The 18,401-nt window shown below is 68.1% G+C and carries 15 protein-coding genes; 6 read left to right on the top strand and 9 right to left on the bottom strand.

The window, feature by feature from the left end; translation table 11 throughout:
• Positions 1–36: 36 nt before the first annotated feature.
• The gene (locus AC5Y7V_RS02410) at positions 37–696 is read left to right on the top strand and encodes an O-methyltransferase (protein WP_499878444.1); all 660 of its coding nucleotides are present in this window, start codon (positions 37–39) and stop codon (positions 694–696) included.
• A gap of 3 nt (positions 697–699) precedes the next feature.
• Here AC5Y7V_RS02410 and AC5Y7V_RS02405 read toward each other — a convergent pair whose 3' ends face one another.
• The 9 genes from AC5Y7V_RS02405 to AC5Y7V_RS02365 form a co-directional block, all read right to left on the bottom strand.
• On the bottom strand, positions 700–2,697 hold the full coding sequence (locus AC5Y7V_RS02405) for an acyltransferase family protein (protein ID WP_499878443.1): 1,998 nt from the start codon (positions 2,695–2,697) through the stop codon (positions 700–702).
• Positions 2,698–2,905: 208 nt separating this feature from the next.
• On the bottom strand, positions 2,906–4,114 hold the full coding sequence (locus AC5Y7V_RS02400; RefSeq protein WP_499878442.1) for a DUF1214 domain-containing protein: 1,209 nt from the start codon (positions 4,112–4,114) through the stop codon (positions 2,906–2,908).
• Positions 4,115–4,138: 24 nt separating this feature from the next.
• A complete protein-coding gene (locus tag AC5Y7V_RS02395) occupies positions 4,139–4,909 on the bottom strand; it encodes a sugar phosphate isomerase/epimerase family protein (RefSeq protein WP_499878441.1) in 771 nt (256 codons plus the stop codon).
• Position 4,910: 1 nt separating this feature from the next.
• Positions 4,911–6,080, bottom strand: a complete 1,170-nt coding sequence (locus tag AC5Y7V_RS02390; RefSeq protein WP_499878440.1) for a sulfotransferase family protein — start codon at positions 6,078–6,080, stop codon at positions 4,911–4,913.
• On the bottom strand, positions 6,077–7,204 hold the full coding sequence (locus tag AC5Y7V_RS02385) for an LLM class flavin-dependent oxidoreductase (RefSeq protein ID WP_499878439.1): 1,128 nt from the start codon (positions 7,202–7,204) through the stop codon (positions 6,077–6,079). Before AC5Y7V_RS02385 ends, AC5Y7V_RS02390 begins: the two co-directional genes overlap by 4 nt.
• Before the next feature lie 85 nt (positions 7,205–7,289).
• Entirely contained in the window at positions 7,290–8,072 is a 783-nt protein-coding gene (locus tag AC5Y7V_RS02380; RefSeq protein WP_499878438.1) for an SDR family NAD(P)-dependent oxidoreductase, read from the bottom strand.
• Positions 8,065–9,681, bottom strand: coding sequence for an AMP-binding protein (locus AC5Y7V_RS02375; protein ID WP_499878437.1), 1,617 nt, complete (start codon positions 9,679–9,681; stop codon positions 8,065–8,067). Before AC5Y7V_RS02375 ends, AC5Y7V_RS02380 begins: the two co-directional genes overlap by 8 nt.
• On the bottom strand, positions 9,674–10,414 hold the full coding sequence (locus tag AC5Y7V_RS02370) for a GntR family transcriptional regulator (protein ID WP_499878436.1): 741 nt from the start codon (positions 10,412–10,414) through the stop codon (positions 9,674–9,676). Before AC5Y7V_RS02370 ends, AC5Y7V_RS02375 begins: the two co-directional genes overlap by 8 nt.
• Positions 10,414–12,036, bottom strand: a complete 1,623-nt coding sequence (locus AC5Y7V_RS02365; protein WP_499878435.1) for a Vgb family protein — start codon at positions 12,034–12,036, stop codon at positions 10,414–10,416. Before AC5Y7V_RS02365 ends, AC5Y7V_RS02370 begins: the two co-directional genes overlap by 1 nt.
• Before the next feature lie 184 nt (positions 12,037–12,220).
• Between AC5Y7V_RS02365 and AC5Y7V_RS02360 the strand changes: the two genes are divergently transcribed.
• The 5 genes from AC5Y7V_RS02360 to AC5Y7V_RS02340 are packed head-to-tail and all read left to right on the top strand — an operon-like array spanning position 12,221 to position 18,401.
• Positions 12,221–13,069: an SDR family NAD(P)-dependent oxidoreductase gene (locus AC5Y7V_RS02360; protein ID WP_499878434.1), complete on the top strand. Its 849-nt coding sequence runs from the start codon at positions 12,221–12,223 to the stop codon at positions 13,067–13,069.
• A gap of 41 nt (positions 13,070–13,110) precedes the next feature.
• On the top strand, positions 13,111–14,430 hold the full coding sequence (locus AC5Y7V_RS02355; RefSeq protein ID WP_499878902.1) for an aromatic ring-hydroxylating oxygenase subunit alpha: 1,320 nt from the start codon (positions 13,111–13,113) through the stop codon (positions 14,428–14,430).
• A gap of 5 nt (positions 14,431–14,435) precedes the next feature.
• Positions 14,436–16,292, top strand: a complete 1,857-nt coding sequence (locus AC5Y7V_RS02350) for a flavin-containing monooxygenase (RefSeq protein WP_499878433.1) — start codon at positions 14,436–14,438, stop codon at positions 16,290–16,292.
• The gene (locus tag AC5Y7V_RS02345) at positions 16,289–17,224 is read left to right on the top strand and encodes an SDR family NAD(P)-dependent oxidoreductase (protein ID WP_499878432.1); all 936 of its coding nucleotides are present in this window, start codon (positions 16,289–16,291) and stop codon (positions 17,222–17,224) included. The genes AC5Y7V_RS02350 and AC5Y7V_RS02345 overlap by 4 nt, the downstream gene beginning before the upstream one ends.
• Entirely contained in the window at positions 17,217–18,401 is a 1,185-nt protein-coding gene (locus tag AC5Y7V_RS02340; RefSeq protein WP_499878431.1) for a CaiB/BaiF CoA transferase family protein, read from the top strand. The genes AC5Y7V_RS02345 and AC5Y7V_RS02340 overlap by 8 nt, the downstream gene beginning before the upstream one ends.

Here is an 18,401-nt window from a genome sequence, read left to right as displayed (position 1 = left end):
ACGGGCCCATCTGCCGCCGCGACTACCCTCGAAACCATGGCTAATACTTTGCAGGCGCACAGGGTCGCGACGGTGCTCGACCGGATGTACACCGAGACGAAGAACCAGATGTCGACGTTGCGTGAAAAATTCAGCGATTTCGACCGACCGATGAGCGCGCAGGAGCGCGCCGACGCCATGAGCGAGTTCTACATCCCCGTGACGCCGGAGGCCGGTCGACTGCTCTACGCCCTGGTGCGGGCGACCCGGCCGACGACCATTGTCGAGTTCGGCATGTCCTTCGGAATCTCCGCGGTGCACCTGGCCTCGGCGGTGCGCGACAACGGCGCCGGCCGGGTGGTGACCACCGAGCTCAGCGCCACCAAGATCGCCGCGGCCAGGCAGACGTTCGCCGAGACCGGCCTGGACGACGTGATCACCATCCTCGAGGGAGACGCGCTGACCACGCTGGAAAAACTGGACAGTGCCGTCGATTTCGTCCTGCTCGACGGGTGGAAGGATCTCTACCTGCCGGTGCTCGAACTGCTCGAACCGCGCCTGTCGACCGGTGCCCTGATCGTCGCCGACAACGCCAGCGCCGCGGACATGCGGCCCTATCTCGACCGCGTGCGTGACCCGGACAACGGATACGTCAGCTTCAACTTCCTGGTCCGGGAGACCGACAGCATGGAAATCAGCTGCCGCACGGGCGATTAACGGTCATCTCAGGGATTCCTCGAGCCAGGGCGTCAGCCATTTCACCCCTTCAGGGGTGAGGTGGACGCCATCACTGCGCACCTTTATGCCGTCGACCTTGGCCGTGTAAACCCCGTCCGGGCATAACTTTTTGTTCAGGTCGAGGACCTGGACGCCGCCGCGCTGGCCAACCGTTTTGCGCAGCATGGTATTCCACAGGTTGACGCGATCGGGCTGGTCCTCCGGATACAGGCGACCGTCCGGCTTCTCGCCGCCCCGGCTGTACGGCACGGTCGCCACCACCAGACGAACACCGTTGGCGCTCAAGATGTTCAGCGCCCGCTGCAATTCGCCGTTGAGGTAGGCGTCGAAGGTCGGGTCACCGATATGGGTCCATTGCCCCTCGTTGACACGATCGACGGTCTCCCACCGGCCGATGATCAGCAGCGCCACGTCCGGCTGATCCTGGCCGAGCTGCGCCGACCACCTGATGGGCCAGCCGTCGCATTCCGGTCGCTGCTCAAGGGTTTGGCCGATGTACCGGTACGGCGTGCCGCGCACCAGGCTGCAGCCGATGACGGTGTGGTCGAGGAACGCGAACCCGGGCGTCGGCGGGAGGTAGTGCATCCAGGTCCACCCGATCGAATCGCCGAACACCGAAACGGTGAAGGGCCGGTGGGGATCGCGGGGTGCGGGCCGGCCGGCGCCGGGCGGGGACGGCGACACCGCGGCCACCGCCGAGACCCCCGGCGGCAGGCCTTCCCGCAAGCCGGGCCCGGTGCCCACCGGGATCACCAACAGCGTCACCGCGGCGGCGCTGGCCACGGTGGCCGCCGCGAGCGGCAGTAGCGGCACCCGCGCCGGCCGCCACCGCCGGATCGGTTGTTCGATCAGCCACCACGAGGCGGCGGCGACGACCACCGTGGCGCCACACCGGGCGGCGAACAGCGGCAGGCCGGACCATCCGGTGCGTTCTCCGTTGAGGGCCAGAAAGATTGGCCAGTGCCACAGGTACACGCCGTAGGAGATGGTGCCCAGCCACACCAGGGGGCGCAGGGCCAGGATGCGGGCGACGGCACCACGCTGCTCCATCGCCACCGGGGCGACCACGACGACGGATGCGACCGCGACGCCGATCAGCAGGCCGTGCCGAAACTCGCCGGCGCGGCCCGACGCGAAGTGGGTCGCCGCCGCCAGCCCCGCCAGACCGAGTAACGGCAGAACACGGGCGACCCGGCGCCCCCACCGGGTCCGGATGAGGCACCAGCCGCGGTTCATCGACGGCCAATCCCTAACCAGCAGTGCCGCCGCCGCGGCACCGGTGAGCAACGCCTCCGCGCGGGTGTCGGTGCCGAAATATATTCGGTCCCGGGTGGAGTCGGAGGCCAGGACGATGGCGAGCGCCGCGGAAGCGAGCGCGCCGGCGGTGGCGATCAGAAAGGTGGCGAACCGCACCCCGCCGACGGTGGCCCGCCTGAAGTAGCGCCTGGCCCGCGCGGCGAGCAGCAGGGTCACCCCGATCAGCAGGACCGGCCAGACGAAGTAGTACTGCTCCTCCACCCCGAGCGACCAGGTGTGCTGCAGCGGCGACGGCGGGGCGCCCTGGGTGAAATAGTCGGTCTTTTGGGCCACGAACCGCCAATTCGCGACCCAGAGGAACGCGGCGATCGCGTCGTCGCGCAACCCGGTGAGCGACTGGCTGGGCAGGAGTTCGCGGGCCGCGCCCACGGTGAGCACCATCAACACCAGGGCCGGCAGCAGCCGTCGCGCCCGCCGGATCCAAAAGCCGGTCAGCCCAATGCGACCGGTGCGCTGCAGCTCGTCCAGCAGCAGCGCGGTGATCAGGAATCCGCTGAGGACGAAGAAGACGTCGACGCCGATGAAGCCGCCGCCCACGCCGGGGATGCCGCCGTGCCCGACGAGCACCAGGGTGACCGCGATCGCGCGAAGCCCGTCCAGCGCCGGGATGCCGTTGCGCCGCTCCGGTTGATCCCAGATCGCGAGCCGGCCCACCCGGCGCACCGGGGCGACCCATCGCGGCCGCCGATCAGAACGCGCCGGTGCGGGGTGCCTCCCGCCCGGCTCAGTGTCCGCGGTTAAAGCGCCCTGGCCACTTTGTCGCCCGGCGCCAAGATTGATGCCGATACGTCGCTGCCCCTCCTCTTGATCGCAGCCAGCCTAGTTGCGAGGCAGCCCGGATACGCGGAAGACACGCGCGCTCGAAGCCGCATCAGAGGGGAAATCGGTTGCGGATCCCGTTGAAGCGTTCCCACATCAAAGCGGTGCGTTCGGCGGCGGTGACGCGCGCGGTTTCCGGGGGCAACGCCTGCGCCAGTTCGGCGTGTTTGGCGAGCCGGGTGGTCAGCGTCGCGGGCTGGCCCGCGAGCATGTGGCGGTAGGTCAGGTTCCCGCGTTCGAATCCCTGGGTGTCGATCCAGTTGTGAAAGCCCGGGTCCCGGTGGGCCAGAATCAGTCTGACTTTGCCGTCGTCGTCGACCGATGCGCGGCTCGGGGTGTAGCTGACCGGCCGGTAGAGGAAGTCCATGCTGGTGAAGTAGGCCCCCATGTTCGTGATCATCCACAAGCCCTCGTGGGCGTCGAACTCCACGATGAGGGCCTCGTCGGGGCCGAGTTCCCAGTACATGTTGGCGGCGGTCCGGCCGCGTTTGCCGTCCGCGTCGGATGCGTCGGGGCGCGGAAACCGGTTCGGATGTTCACGGTCGACGCCGCCGTGGGTGAAAGGGAACTCGGGCCAGTCGCTCATCAGCCCGGTGACGAAATCACCGGCCCAGCGCATGGCCGCAACCATGGTGGCGGGAGTGGGCAGCGGCTTCGGCGACGTCATGTCGACGCGCTCGATCCGCATCCGGGCGGGGTTCTCGTCCCAGCGGTCGAAGCCCTGGCGGATGAACAGCTTGCGCGAATCCGCGGTGGTCGGCAGCCAGTTCGGGCCGCGCTTCGGGCCGCCGATGTAGAGCTCGAAGGTGCCGTCCGGCTCGACACGGAGTTGGTGCCCGAACAGGTTGACCTCCGGCACATCGCCGAACGGCTCGTGCAGGACACCCGGACCGCCGGGACGCGTGCCCTGCACGGTGATGTTGAAAAAGGGTGCGGTGCCGCGGGTTCCGGTGATCCGGTAGGTGGATTCGCCGTCGATCCACGCCTGTTGATAGGTGAAGTCGGCGCAGTCTCCGCCCAGCTTGCGGGTCGGGTTGCAAAAGGCGTGCAGCACCGGGTAGCGGGTGTCGCGGGTTTCCAGGGCCAGATCGAAGGCCTGCCCCAGGTTCTGGGTCAGGAAGCGAAACGCGTCGGCGCGCTGCAGGCCGGAGGTCGCGTTCAGATCTTTGAACGCCCGCTTGCCGGCGGCCTGCAATCGCGCACAGAACTCGACCCACGCCCGGTCGAGTGCCGCGTCGTCTGGTCCATCGCCGAAAGCCATCGCGCCCCTGCCTCTCTCGGCTTCTCAGCCGCCGAGTCCGTCGAGCATCGCGCTCACCGTCGCGCACGCCCGCGCGGCCGCCGCTAACCTGCCCTCCGCGTCGATGCGCGGACCGAGCAGTTCCAGGTCGAAACCGAATCGATAGCCCTCGGCCAACGCCTGCGCCACGAAGGGTTCGATCGGGATCGCGCCGTCGCCGGGTACCGCGCGGGCCGGCAGGGCCCGGTCCCCCAGCACGTAGTCGCTCAATTGGATCAGTTGCGTGCGGGGGAGCGCCCGTCGCAGCAGGCCCGCGAGATCGGCTTCGGCCCAGCAGTGAAACAGGTCGATGCAGATGCCGATCCCCGCCTGCTCGGCGAGGGTGATCGTGTCACGCAGGGTGTGCGCGAGATGGATGTCGGCGTAGAGGCTCGACGCGTTCTCGATGGCCAGGCCGACGCCGGCCTGCTCCGCCTGTCGCACGCACGGCTCGACCGCGCGACAAAACCGCTCGGCCGCCCGCTCCCAGGTGAGCCCGGTCCGGCCGCCGGTGAGCATGTAGATGCATCGCGCACCGGTGGTGGCGGCGGCGTCGATCAGCCGGGACAGGTCTTCGGCGCCGCCGAACAGGTGGTAGACCGCCTCGACCGCGTAGCCTTCGGCTCGAATCAGGTGAGCGAAGCCGGGGTCGAGCAGTTGCGTGTCGAGGACGCTCAGGTGGCGCAGGCCGAGGGCGGTCCAATTCTTCTGTAGTTCAGCGGTATCCGCTCCGAGGAATGTCACGTTGTGGACCGAGAGCCGTTCGCGCGCGGTCATGTCAATCGCGCTTTTCGATGCTGACCCCGAATCGTTCCCGGAAGGGCGCGAATTCGGCGTGCAGGTCTTCGAGGTTCTCGCCGATGTCGGTCAGCAGCCTGGTTGAGTACCGGAACTTTCCGTAGCGGTCGCCGCGATTGTTGGCCAGGTAATCACGCATCGACGCCTCGGCCGCACCGGTGAGGGCCCGCCCGCAAAAGGCGTAGTAGCGTCCGACCGTCGCGACCGGGTCGGCGATGAAGTCGGTGTAGGGGATGTGCAGGATCCGCGGATCGTCCACCATCGGGTTGGACATGGTGTTGGCGATGCTGGCGCGGGTCATCTCGAGGTGCTTCTTCGCCTCGACCGTGAGATCGATCGGGCCGACGATGCCGTCGAGGATGTCGGCCATCATCATCGTGCGCGACGCCGCCACCTGGACCGGGTCGCGATGCAACCACAGCAGGTTCGCGTCTGGATACGCATCGAAGAACTCCTCGAGGCGAAAGCCGTGGAATCCCTTCAGCACCCAGTATTTTCGGGGCCGGCGGTACTGGAACTGCTGCAGCATCGCCTTGTGGAGGCGGTATTGCGCGGCCGGGTCCGTCGGCAGACCGCCGACGAGGGTCTGCATCGGCACCCGCCACCACGCGGTGGGGGTCATTACCCGAAAGTCGAAGGCCCAGGTGCGCTCGTCTTCGGGGAGGCCGTCGCCGAGCATGTCGTTGTACGGGTGGCTGAGCAGCCACTTGGGCATCTTCGCGTTGATCTCGCGCCAGTCGGCGTCGGCCCGGGCCCGACGGGGGTCGTCCGGGCCGGCGAGGCCGGGCGGCGGCGACGGGTACATCACCTCCCAGAAGCGCAGCGCGCGTGCGTGCGGGTCCACCGCCATCAGCGCGTGCATGAGCGTGGTACCCGACCGCGGCTCCCCCGTCACGAACATCGGATGGTCGACCACCTCGGCAGGGATCGGGTAGCGGTTGCGGTCCTCGATCAGCTCCAGCCGTGACGTCAGCAGCCAATGACAGACGCGTTCCGCCTGCTCAATGCCGTTGGCGTCCATGCCGATATCGTTCAGGTGGTCGACGGCCAACCGGAATCGTTGCGGCAGTGTCGGGTCGCCGTAGTCGTCCAGTCCCGTCTCGGCCCGTGCGCGGGCAAGCATCGCGTTCGCGTCGAGCCCCGCCGTCATGGTCGGCCGCCACACAAGGCCAACAGTTCGTCTTCCGTCTTGCGGACGTTGGCCGCCGACGCGGCGCTGAACTCCAGTCCGGCCATCGCCCCGTAATCCAGGATCTTGGGGACGCGCAGCCCTGCGTCCACATACGACTTGATGATTCGGGCGACCTGTGCGGGGGTGCCGTGCGGCACGACCGCCCGGATCGCTTCGGGCTTGACCCGGCCCAGGAAGTCGACGATCCGTTCGCGCGTCAGCGTCGTGGGGTCGATGTCGTGGAACCCGCCCCAGTCGTCGCCCATCGGATGGTCGAAGCCGAAGCCGCGCAGCACGTCCGCCGACACCTGCAGCAGGAACGCGGCCACCAGCGGGGCGCGGACGATCCGCTCGATCGCCTCGTCGTCTTCGCCGATCAGGCAAACCTGCACGTAGCACGGCGTGATCGCCATCGGGTCGCGGCCGGCCCGTTCGGCCGATTGCCTTACTACGCCGAGCATCTCGGCGTAGTGCTCGGGCGTCCAGGCCCCGGCCGGCCACCAACCGTCGGCGTAACGTCCGACGATGTCGAGCATCCGGGGCCCGCTGGCGCCGATCCAGATCGGCGGGAAGCGCCCGTCGTACGGCTCGGTGTCGAGCCGGCCGTGATTCAGCCGGTAGAAGCGCCCCTCGAAGTCCACCGGCCCGTCGCTGTCCCAAAACAGGCGGATGACTTTCAGCGCCTCCTCGAAGCGGCCGACGGGTCGGGCGAAGTCGAATCCGTAGGGCACGATGTTTTCGCTCTCACCGCTGCCCAGGCCCAGGATGAATCGACCCCGGGACAGGTGATCGATGGTCAGCGCGCTTTGGGCCAGCATCGCGGGGTGGCGACGCACCGTGTCCACGACACAGGTGGCCAGGGGCACCGTCTCGGTCAGCACGGCCGCGGCCGCGGCGACCGCCATGCCGTCGAGGTTACGATGCGGCGACGGCGAAGCCGTTGCGAGATCGGTGAATTCCGGGGTCCACAGTGCGTCGGGCCAAAAGCTCACCATGTGATCGGGCAGCCAGATCGAGTGGTATCGGCCGGTATCCAGCTCGGCCAGGCCGGACAGGTTCAGCGGCAGCGCCGTGCGCAGAAACGCGGCGGGCGAAACGTTCACCGCCGACTTCCGTCCCGGTTCGCCGCGACACTTAAACGGCACACACGACACGCCGCGGCGGGTGTGCGTAGTTTCAGTCTCGCGTTCACCTCGGCACCCACTCCGAGTTCAGCGCGAAGTCCGACATGTACCTGGTCGAACTCCAGCCGCCGTCGACGACGATCGTCTGCCCGTTGATGAAACTCCCTCCGGGTGAGCACAAGAACGCGACGGTGCTGGCTACGTCGTCGATGGTGCCCAGCCGCTGATGCGGCGTCAGCTCGGTGTTGATCTTGCGGAACCGGCTGTCCTGCAAACGTTTCTCGACCATCGGCGTCACGGTCACGCCGGGTGCGACCGCGTTGCAGCGGATACCGGCGGCGCCGTACTGGCAGGCGATGTGGGTGGTCAGCGCGGTCAGACCGCCCTTGGCGGCGGAATAGGCGCCGCCGCGAAGGCCGCCGACGACGGCGAAGGTCGACGTGATGTTGATGATCGCCGACCCGGGCCCCATGTGGGGCAGGACTTCGCGCGCGAGCCGAAACGGCGCCCGCAGCATCACACCCAGGAAGTAGTCCAGGGTTTCGTCGTCGGTTTCGTGTACCGGCTTGGGGTTGCCGACCCCGGCGTTGTTGATCAGGAAGTCGATGTGACCCCACCGCTCGACGGCGAGGTCGACGATGCGCCGCGGCGCGTCGTCGCGGGTCAGGTCGACCGCGAGCGTCGCGACCCGCGCCGGGTCGCCGATGGACTCGTGCAGCCCGGCCAGTCGGTCCTCGTCGCGGCCCGTGCCCAGGACCGCCATTCCCATCTCGGCCAGTTTCTGTGCGCAGCCCAACCCGATGCCGCTGCTCGCGCCCGTGACAATTGCGACCTGCATCTCACCCATCCCGTGTTAGAGCCGCCCTGATCCGATGTTTGAGGACCTTGCCCGCGTCGTTCTTGGGCAGCGCGTCCCAGATGACCACCTGTTCGGGGGCCTTGAATTTCGCGACGCCCTTGCCTTGCAGGAGCGCGAGCAGGTCGGTGACGTCCGGGGCCGGCCCGCCGGCGGGCACGATGACGGCGCACGCCCGTTCGCCGGTTCGGTCGTCGGGCACACCCACGATCGCGATTTCGGCGATGCCGGGGTGGTCGGCGAGCAGGTCCTCGACCTCCTTGGCCGAGATGTTCTCGCCGTTGCGGATGATGACGTCCTTGGCCCGGCCGGTCACGACGAGGTATTGGCCTTTCAAACCCGCTGAGACCCAGCGCCCGAGGTCCCCGGTGCGGAAAAACCCTGCGGCATCGAACGAATCGGTATCGTCTTGCCGGTGCCGGTAGCCCAGCAGCATCTGCGGGCCGCGAACGCAGATCTCCCCGTCGCCGTCCGGCGCCCAGGCGTGCGCAACGAGTTTGATCTCGGCGATCCCGGCCCGTCCGTCGGTGTCCGCGGCTCGGTCGGCTTCGTCGCGCCGGGGCGCGCCGACCGTCGCGACGGGCACCTCCGTGCAGCCGTACACCCGGGTCACGACCGCTCGGTCGAAATATTCGGCGGCGCGCCGGATCAGCGACGGCGACACCGAGGCGCCGCCGCAGATGAACACTTTCAGGTCGGGCAGGCGACTGCCGGCGCGTTCGGCGGCGGCCAGCAGCTGCTGCAAAAACGGTGTCGCCCCGGCCATGTGGGTGCAGCGCTCGCCGTTCATCAGGGCCACGGCCGCCGCCGGGTCCCACCGGTCCATGAGCACCGCGGTCGTGCCCAGCAGCAGCGGGCATTCGAACGCGTAGATCGACCCGCCGATGTGGGCGACGGGCGACGGGACCAGGAAAGTGTCGCCCGGCTCGACGTTCCAGTGGTCGCGGATCTGACGGATCAGGGCGTGTATCGAATTGTGGCTGTGCAGGACGCCTTTCGGGCGGCCGGTGGTGCCCGACGTGTACAGGACCATCCGCACGGCATCGGGATCCAGGGCCGGCAGCGGCGCGGGATCCGGGCGGTGCTGCAGCAGAGCCGGGTACGGCGTGTGCGGGCCGGTTCCGGTGCCACGCAACACCACCACCTCGGGGGCGGGTCTCATCGCGGCGGTCACGCGTTCGAGCATCGCCGCGTAGTCGTGGCCGCCGAACAGGTGCGGGACGAAGATCATCGCGGATTCGACGTCTTCGAGGATGAAACGCAAATCGTGGTCGCGCAGCGACGGCAGGATCGGGTTCACCACCATCCCGGCCAGGGTCGCGGCCAGATAGACGACCGCGGCCTCGTGCCAGTTCGGGAGCATGAATGACACCGCGCTGCCGGTCGGCATGCGCTCCAGCAGGGCGTGGGCCAACCGGGTCGCCTGGTTGTACAGCGTGGCGCAGTCGAGCCGAATATCCGCATCCACCAACACGGTTCGCTGCGGTGAGGTTTCCGCGGCCGCGCGCAGCGCGTCGGCGAGCGTGGTGGTGACCCACAGCCCGCGCCGGTGGGCCTCCGCCGCGCGAGCCGTGTCGATCACCGCACTCGCCCTAATCATTGACGCGGCGCATGGTCATCGCGTACCGGAAGCTCGAGGACAGGTGGGTGTTGACCGTGACCTGAGCGACCTCGCCGTCGGAGGTCTTGTAGGTGCGCCGCATCTCCAGCGCAGCCGTGCCCGCCGCGACCCCGAGTCCGTCGGCCAGCTCCGCCGGCAGCAGCACCGCGGCGATCTCCTGCCGCAACTCGGCGATGCTCACCCCGAACAGGTCCTCGATCAACGGAAAGATCGGGCCGGTGTGACGTTGCAGCAGCCGGCCGACGGCGGCGAAATCGCGGTTGATGTAGTACTCCGTTCGGCACAGGGGCGCCGACGCGCCGTCGGCCCGTCGGTAGCCCCGCACGGACAGCCACTGCGTGCCGGCGGGCAGCCCGGTCTGTGCGGCGAGTCCGTCGTCGATCGTCACCATCTCGTTCGACTCGATGTTCAGCTGCGCTCCGGACGCGAACGCGAGCAGGTCGTCGATCGACATCGTGTCCTGCGCATAGGAACTCGACGCCGGCCGGGGAACCACCCGGGTGCCGGCGCGGGGCCGCGATGCGACCAGATTGTCCTCGCGCAGCCGGCGCAGGGCTTCGCGGACGGTGTAGCGGCTGACCGCGAATCGCTCGCACAATTGGTGTTCGGTCGGCAACTGCGAGCCCACCGGGTACACGCCGTCGACGATCTCCTTGCGCAGCGTCCGCGCGATCTGCAGATAGCGGTGCTCGCTCGAGATGGCTTGGGACATCAGCCGCCGTCCCGCGGTCGGCGCAGTGCCAGGACGCTGCCGTCCCCGTCGGCGGAGACATAGAGCGCCCCGTCTGGGGCGGCCGCGATCCCGGCGAAGGGGCCCTGCGGGCCGGAGAACGGCGGCATGCCTTTCAGCGGCTTGGGCACCACACCGGGCGGGGGGCCGACCGGCAGTCCCGACGCGATGGTCCGCCGAACCCCGGTGTTCGTGTCGAACGCGACCAAGTCCTTGGCGCCCGCGTCGACGATGTAGAGCACGCCGTCGTGCACGCAAATGCCCTGGGGCCGTTGCAGATCGGCGACCACGGTGTCGATGGTCGACCCGTTCAGTCGCACTACCCGTCCGGCGCCGGCCTCCGCGACCAGGCACGCCCCGTCCCCGCCGATCGCGACGCCGACCGGCTCGCGCAGGTCGCGGGCCAGCACGTCGACACCGTCGGGCCGCAACGACAGCACCCGGCCGGTGCCCAACTCGGCGACGATCACCCCGGCCGGCCCGACCGCGACTCCGTAGAGCTGGTCGAAACCGTCTGCCAGCACCTCGGTTTCGCTCGCCGCCGGCCGGTAGCGGCCGACCTGGCCGCCCGAGGTCGTGACGACGAACTCGCCGGGCCCGCTCGCCGCGACGCCGCGCAGGAAGCCGGGATAGCCGGGGTTGAACAACATCCCCACGGTCTGCAACGACCCGTCGGGCGCGGCGGCATAGAAGTACGTGCCGTCGGCGATGTAGAGCCGACCGTCGTGGCCCACGGTCAGATCCAGCGGCCAGTTCAGCCCGCCGGGCAGCACCGTCCGCGTCGCGCCGTCCGGCGATATCTCGGTGATCTCGCCGGTGAAGTTGGACACCAGCACCCGGTCGCCGACGAGGGTGCAGTTGTCCAGGCCCGGACTGAGCTGGGCGAGCAGCCGCCGCTCGCCGCTGCGCGGATCGATGCGCAGCACCTGCCCGCTGGCCACCTGAGTCGAGACGATGTGGCCCTGCGAGTCGAACTTGACCGAGTCGGGCACACCGAGATCTCTTGCGACGCATTGCGTTTCGCCGCCATCGGGATCGACGCGCCAGATCTCGTTGGCGCCCATCACGGGGAAATACAGCAGCCCGTCCGGGCCGACCTCCATCGCGTTCGGGGAGGGCACGCCGTCCAGCAGGACCCGCGGCGGCCCGCCGTTGCGGTCCAACTCCAGCAGGCGCCCGCCCTCGCGGCATTCGCCGATGAACAACCGGTCCCGATGAACGGTGATGCCGTTGGCCGACGGAACGTCGTCGCGCAGCACCCGCGTCCGGCCGGCGTTGTCGCGCACGCTGACCCGGCCGTCCATCACCTCGGTCGCGTACAGGTTGCCGCGCGCGTCGAACGCGACGTCGTCGGGGGCCACGATCTCGCCGCCCTTGGCGCTCACGACCGCAAGCTCCCCGGTGCGGTGATCCAGCGCGCTGATCTGGCTGCCGGTCACCTGCGCGATGTACACGCGCCCGTCCGGGCCGGTGCGCAGGCCGTTGGCGCCGAACAGGCGGCTGGCGGCGGTGACCCGTTCGAGTCGCCAATCGTCGGCGACGTCGATCGACTGCGGGACCGCATACCGGGATGGCTGCGTTGCCACGCCCCGTGAGATGGACATGCCGTGCGAGGTCCTTCCGTCAGCCGTTTGAGCTGGACGCTATCAACTCCGCCTAGTCCAGACAATAGCTTCCGGAGCAGCCGGTGTCGGTCTTGACAGCCCAGTCCACCGATGGGAATAGTGTTCTCCAAAGGACAGAACGCGGTATCTTGTCCGGACAAAACTTGGCAGTAGATAGCAGGTCATGGACGGTCTTCTCGGGCTAGACGGGCGCGTCGTCGTGGTTTCCGGTGCCGGCGGCGGCGGCATCGGCACGACCGTGACGGCCATGGCCGCCCGCGCGGGGGCAACCGTGATCGCGGTGAGCCGGTCGAAGGAAAACCTCGACGAGCACGTCGCCCCGCTGGCTCAACAGGGCCTGGCGGTGGTGCCCGTCGCTGCCGACGCGTCGACCGACGAGGGCATCGCCGCGGTGATCGACCAGGCCCGGCGCGCCGACGGGAGCCTCTACGGTCTGGTGAACGTCGCGGGCGGCGCCGAGCCGTCGACGTGGATGCCGTCGACCCGGGTGACGCGCGACGACTGGCGCAAGATCTTCACCGACAACCTCGAAACGGCGTTCTTCATGAGCCGGGCCGTCGCGGCCGAACTCGTCGCGCAGCAGCGGCCGGGGTCGATCGTGTCGATCTCGTCGATCAGCGGCATGAACACCGCGCCGTTTCACATCGCCTACGGGACCGCCAAGGCCGCGATCGCGGCGATGACCCGCACGATGGCGCTCGAGTTGGCTTTGTCGGGCGTCCGGGTGAATGCGGTGGCGCCCGGCGTCACCGAGACCGCGGCCTCGCGCACCTACGTGGACGAAGACCCGGACCGGGATCGGCAGGCGATCGCGATGGGCCGGCGCGGCCGGCCCGAGGAGCAGGCCGGCGCCATCCTTTTCCTGCTCTCGGACCTGTCGAGCTACATCACCGGCCAGACGCTGCTCGTCGACGGCGGCCTCGACCTCAAGTGGAGCCATCTCGGCGCCGACAACACGTCGCTGTTCCTCAAAGACGAATCCTTCCGCGCGGCCATTAGGAGGATGTCGTGACTGACACGGAAGTCCAAGTGACCGAAGAACTTTCGAAACCCATGACGATCGGCGTCGAGGCGTACATCAGCGAGGACTACGCCCGCGCCGAGCGCGACAAGCTGTGGCGCAAGGTGTGGCAGCAGGTCGGCCGCGTCGAAGAGCTGCCCGAGGTGGGCAGCTACCTGACCTACGACATCCTCGACGACTCGATCATCGTGGTGCGCGTCGGGCAGAACGAATTTCGCGCGCACCACAACGTCTGCATGCACCGCGGCCGCCGGCTGATCGACACGCCGCAGGGGGCGAAGAACGCCTGCGGCCGCGCCCGCAAGTCGTTCGTGTGCGGGTTCCACGGCTGGACCTACGGTTTGGACGGGGCGTGCACCCACATCCGCGAGCAGCAGGACTGGCAGGAGGCGCTGACTGCGGAGAACACCCACCTGCGGCCGGTCAAGGTCGACACCTGGGGCGGCTGGCTGTGGATCAACATGGACCCCGACTGCGAGCCGCTGGCCGACTACCTGTTTCCCGCCGCCAAGATCCTCGACCCTTTCGGGCTAGAGAACATGCGCTACAAATGGCGCAAATGGCTGTACTTCGACTGCAACTGGAAGGTGGCGCTGGAGGCGTTCAACGAGACCTACCACGTCTACACGACCCATCCGGAGTTCAACAAGTTCGGCGAATTCAAGGGCTGGGCCAAGGCGCAGGGCAAGCACAGCAACATCGGCTACGACGCCCCGGACGACCTCGCCGCGACCAAGTCCAAGATCCGCCTCGGCACCGGCGCCGATCCCCGCGTGTCGACCGCCCAGATGCAGATCTACACGATGGAAGAAACCAACACCTCCACCACCGAGACGCTGGTGAACGCCGCCAAACGACTCGTCGACGAGCTCCCCGAGGGCACCCCGGCGGACAAGGTCCTCGAGCACTGGCTGGCGTCGGCACGCCGCGACGACGAGGCCCGCGGCGTGATCTGGCCGACGATCCCGTCCGACATCCTCGGGCAGGCCGGCACGGCGTGGCAGATCTTCCCGAACTTCCAGATCGGTCAGGGCCTGACGGTTGCGCTGTGCTACGGCGCCCGGCCGGACCCCGGCTACAACCCCGACAAGTGCATCTTCGAGGTGTCGGTGTTCGAACTGTTTCCGAAAGGCGAAGAGCCGCAAACGGAGTGGGAGTACACGCCGGTCGGTGACCCACGGTGGCGCTCGGTGTTGCCCCAGGACTTCTCCAACATGGCCGCCGTGCAGCAGGGCATGAAATCGCTGGGCTTCGGCGGCACCAAGCCCAACCCGTACCGCGAACGCAGCACCGTCAACCTGCACTACCAACTGTCGAAGTACATGGGTACCGGCGAACCGCAGGAGCTTTGAGATAGATGACCATCGCTGAGGAGCCCTGCGGGCCCACCGATGTAGCGCAGGACGTCGACATACACGCGATGCGGGCCAAGTACGCCCAGGAGCGCGAGAAGCGCCTGCGCAAGGACGGCGGCGCGCAGTACCTCGAACTCGAAGGCGACCTGGCCGACTTCTACGAGGTAGACCCATACACTCCGGTGGCCGACCGCGCGCCGATCAACGAGGACATCGAGGTGGCCGTCCTCGGCGGTGGGTTCGCCGGATTGTTGTCGGGTGCCTATTTGAAAAAGGCCGGCGTGCAGGATGTTCGGGTCATCGACATGGCCGGAGACTTCGGCGGAGTGTGGTATTGGAACCGCTTCCCGGGCATCCAGTGCGACAACGACGCCTACTGCTACATCCCAATGCTCGAGGAACTCGACTTCATGCCGAGCAAGAAGTTCGCCGACGGTGCCGAGATCTTCGCGCACTGTCAGGCCATGGGTAAACACTTCGACCTCTACGACGGCGCGATCTTCTCGACCCAGGTCAAGACCATGCGCTGGGATGAGAACATTACCCGGTGGCGGCTGATCACTAACCGCGGCGACGACATCCGCGCACGTTTTGTGGTGATGGCGCAGGGCTCGTACAACAAGCCAAAGCTGCCCGGCATCCCCGGTATCAAGGAGTACCTGGACGGCGGGGGCCACGCGTTCCATTCCGCGCGCTGGGACTACGACTACACCGGCGGCGATGCCAACGGTGGCCTACATAAGCTGGCCGACAAGCGGGTCGCACTCGTCGGCACGGGGGCCACCGGCGTCCAGCTGGTGCCGCATCTCGGCCGTGATTCCAAGCAGCTCTTCGTGTTCCAGCGCACCCCGTCGTCGGTGGACGTGCGGGCCAACACGCCCACCGACCCGGCCTGGGCGGCGGCCCTGCAGCCCGGTTGGCAGGAGAAGCGCAAGCGTAACTTCCACAACTGGTCACCGTTTGTAGGAGTGGTCTTCGGCGAACCGGACCTGGTGTGCGACTTCTGGACCGAATTGGGCCGCAACATGTCCGCCCGGATTGCCGCCAGCCCGGATCCCGCCTCACTGGGGATCGAGGAGATCATGGCGATCCGGGAGGAAGAGGACTACAAGATTATGGACCGGCTGCGCCACCGCGTCGCCGCGCTGGTAGACGACCCCGACACCGCGGAGTCGCTCAAGCCGTACTACCGCTTCATGTGCAAACGGCCGTGTTCGAGCGAGACCTACCTGCCGACGTTCAATCTGCCTAACGTGACGCTGGTGGACGTGTCGGAGTCCAAGGGCGTGGAACGCCTGACGGAGAAGGGCATCGTCGCCAACGGCGTTGAGTACGAGGTCGATTGCGTCATATTCGCCAGCGGGTTCGAGATCTCCACGGAGATCAGTCGACGCTTCGCCGTCGACGTCATCGAGGGCCGAGACGGGCTGTCGCTGTTCGACTACTGGCACGACAGATACCAGACGTTGCACGGCATGACGACCCGCGGATTCCCCAACCAGTTCTTCACGGGCTTCATTCAGGGCGGCGTCTCGGCCAACACCACCGCGATGTTCGAGCAACAGGCCGAACACATCGCTTACATCGTCTCCGAGGCGCAGAAACGCGGCGCGACCACCGTCGAACCCAGCCAAGAGGGCCAGGACGGCTGGGTCAGAACGGTCGCCGAGGTCGCGATCGACAACTCGGGGTTTGAGATGTCTTGCACCCCTGGCTATTACAACAACGAAGGCCAGGGTGGCGCCAAAGACAACGGTGCGTTCCTCGGCGATTTCTACTCGCCGGGTTTCTACGCCTTCGGTGACCTGATCGCCGAGTGGCGCGCCAGGGGTGATTTGGAAGGCCTTGAGCTTTCGTGAGCGAATTGCGGTTCGATGGCCGGGTCGCGGTCGTCACAGGCGCCGGGCGGGGCCTGGGCTGCGAGTACGCGCAACTGCTCGCCAGACGCGGGGCGAAGGTGATCGTCAACGACCACGGCGGCAGCGTGGCCGGCGACGGGGCCGACGCCACGCCCGCCGAGCAAGCGGTCGAGGCGATCAAGGCCGCCGGCGGCGAGGCCGTCGCGTCCACCGCGTCGGTCGCGACCCGAGAGGGCGCCGCCGCGATCATTGAGAGCGCACTCGACAACTACGGTCGCCTCGACATCCTGATTCACAACGCCGGCAACGTCCGTCACGGCTCGCTGAAGGAGATGAGCTACGAAGATTTCGACGCGGTGCTCGACGTGCACCTTCGTGGCGCGTTCCATGTTGTGCGCCCGGCGTTTCCGGTGATGTGCGCGGCCGGATACGGGCGCATCGTGTTGACGTCGTCGATCGGCGGCCTGTACGGAAACCACGGCGTGGCCAACTACGCGGCGGCCAAGGCCGGCGTGCTCGGGCTTTCCAACGTCGCCGCCCTCGAGGGCGCGGCCGAGGGCGTGCGGTGCAACGTGATCGTTCCTGCCGCGGTGACGCGGATGGCCGACGGCATCGACACCTCGGCCTACCCGCCCATGGGCCCGGACCTCGTCGCGCCCGTGGTGGCCTGGCTCGCCCACGAAAGCTGTTCGGTGACCGGCGAGATGTTCATCGCGCTGGCCGGCCGGGTGGCGCGGGCGGTCATCGCCGAAAGCCCCGGCGTGCATCGGCCGGCCTGGACGGTCGAGGATGTCGGGGCGCACCTCGACGCGATCCGAAACGTCGAGGCGCCGCTGGTCTTTCCGGTGGTGCCCGACGGTCACGGCCAGCACATCCGGTACAGCTTCGACCTCGCGCACCGTTCGAGCGATCGCGGCGTGCTGCATGGCTAGCCGGACGGGCGCGGGACCGCTGGCGGGTGTGCGCGTGCTCGACCTCACCGCGATGGTGATGGGGCCGTACTGCACGCAGATCATGGCCGACATGGGCGCCGACGTGATCAAAGTCGAACCGCCCCAAGGCGACAACACCCGCTACATCTCCGTCGGTCCCGCGCCGGGCATGAGCGGCGTCTTCGTCAACGTCAACCGCGGCAAGCGCAGCGTCGTGCTGGACCTGCGCACCGACGAGGGAACACGCGCGCTGCGCAGCCTCGTCGAGACAGCGGACGTATTCATCCACTCGATGCGCGCCAAGGCGATCGCCAAGCTCGGCTTCGCCTACGACGACGTCGCCGCGATCAACCCGGCGATCGTCTACACCAACTGCTACGGGTACGGGCGCCGCGGGCCCGAACGGGACCGGCCCGCCTACGACGACACCATCCAGGCCGAATGCGGGCTGCCCGCGGTGCAACAGCAACTGACCGGCGAGGCCGACTACGTCGGAACGATCATGGCCGACAAGGTCGCCGGGCTGACCGCGCTGTACGCGACGACCATGGCGTTGTATCACCGCGAGCGCACCGGGGAGGGGCAGGAAGTCGAGGTCGCCATGTTCGAAACCATGGCCTCGTTCATGCTCGTCGAACACGCCAACGGCGCGCTGTTCGACCCTCCCCTGGGGCCGGCCGTGTATCCGCGCACCGTGGCGCCCAACCGCCGTCCCTACCGCACCAGCGACGGCCACATCGCCGCCTTGATCTACAACGACAAGCACTGGAACGCGTTCGTCACCGCCGTGCGGCCGCCGTGGGCCGGCGAGCTGTACTCGACGCTGGAAGAGCGCGCACGTCAGATCGACACGGTTTACGGGCTGCTGGCCGAGACGATGAAACAGCGCACCACCCAGGAGTGGCTCGCCCTGTTCCGCGAACTCGAGATACCTGCCGCGCCCCTGAACACGCCCGGGGCGCTGTTCGACGATCCGCACCTCAACGCCGTCGGCATGTTCCAGACCGTCGACACCCCGCACGGACCGGTGCGCTTCCCCGGCGTACCCACCTGGTTCTCCCGGACACCGGGCCGCGTCGCGGGGCCCGCGCCGGAGCTGGGCGCCGACACCGCGGACGTGCTCGCCGAAATCGGCGCGAGCCTGGGGCATCTCGCTCGCGATGGAAAGGAACTTTGA

The organism is Mycobacterium sp. NGS34, from assembly GCF_059812845.1.
This window is presented reverse-complemented; position numbering and strand designations above follow the sequence as displayed.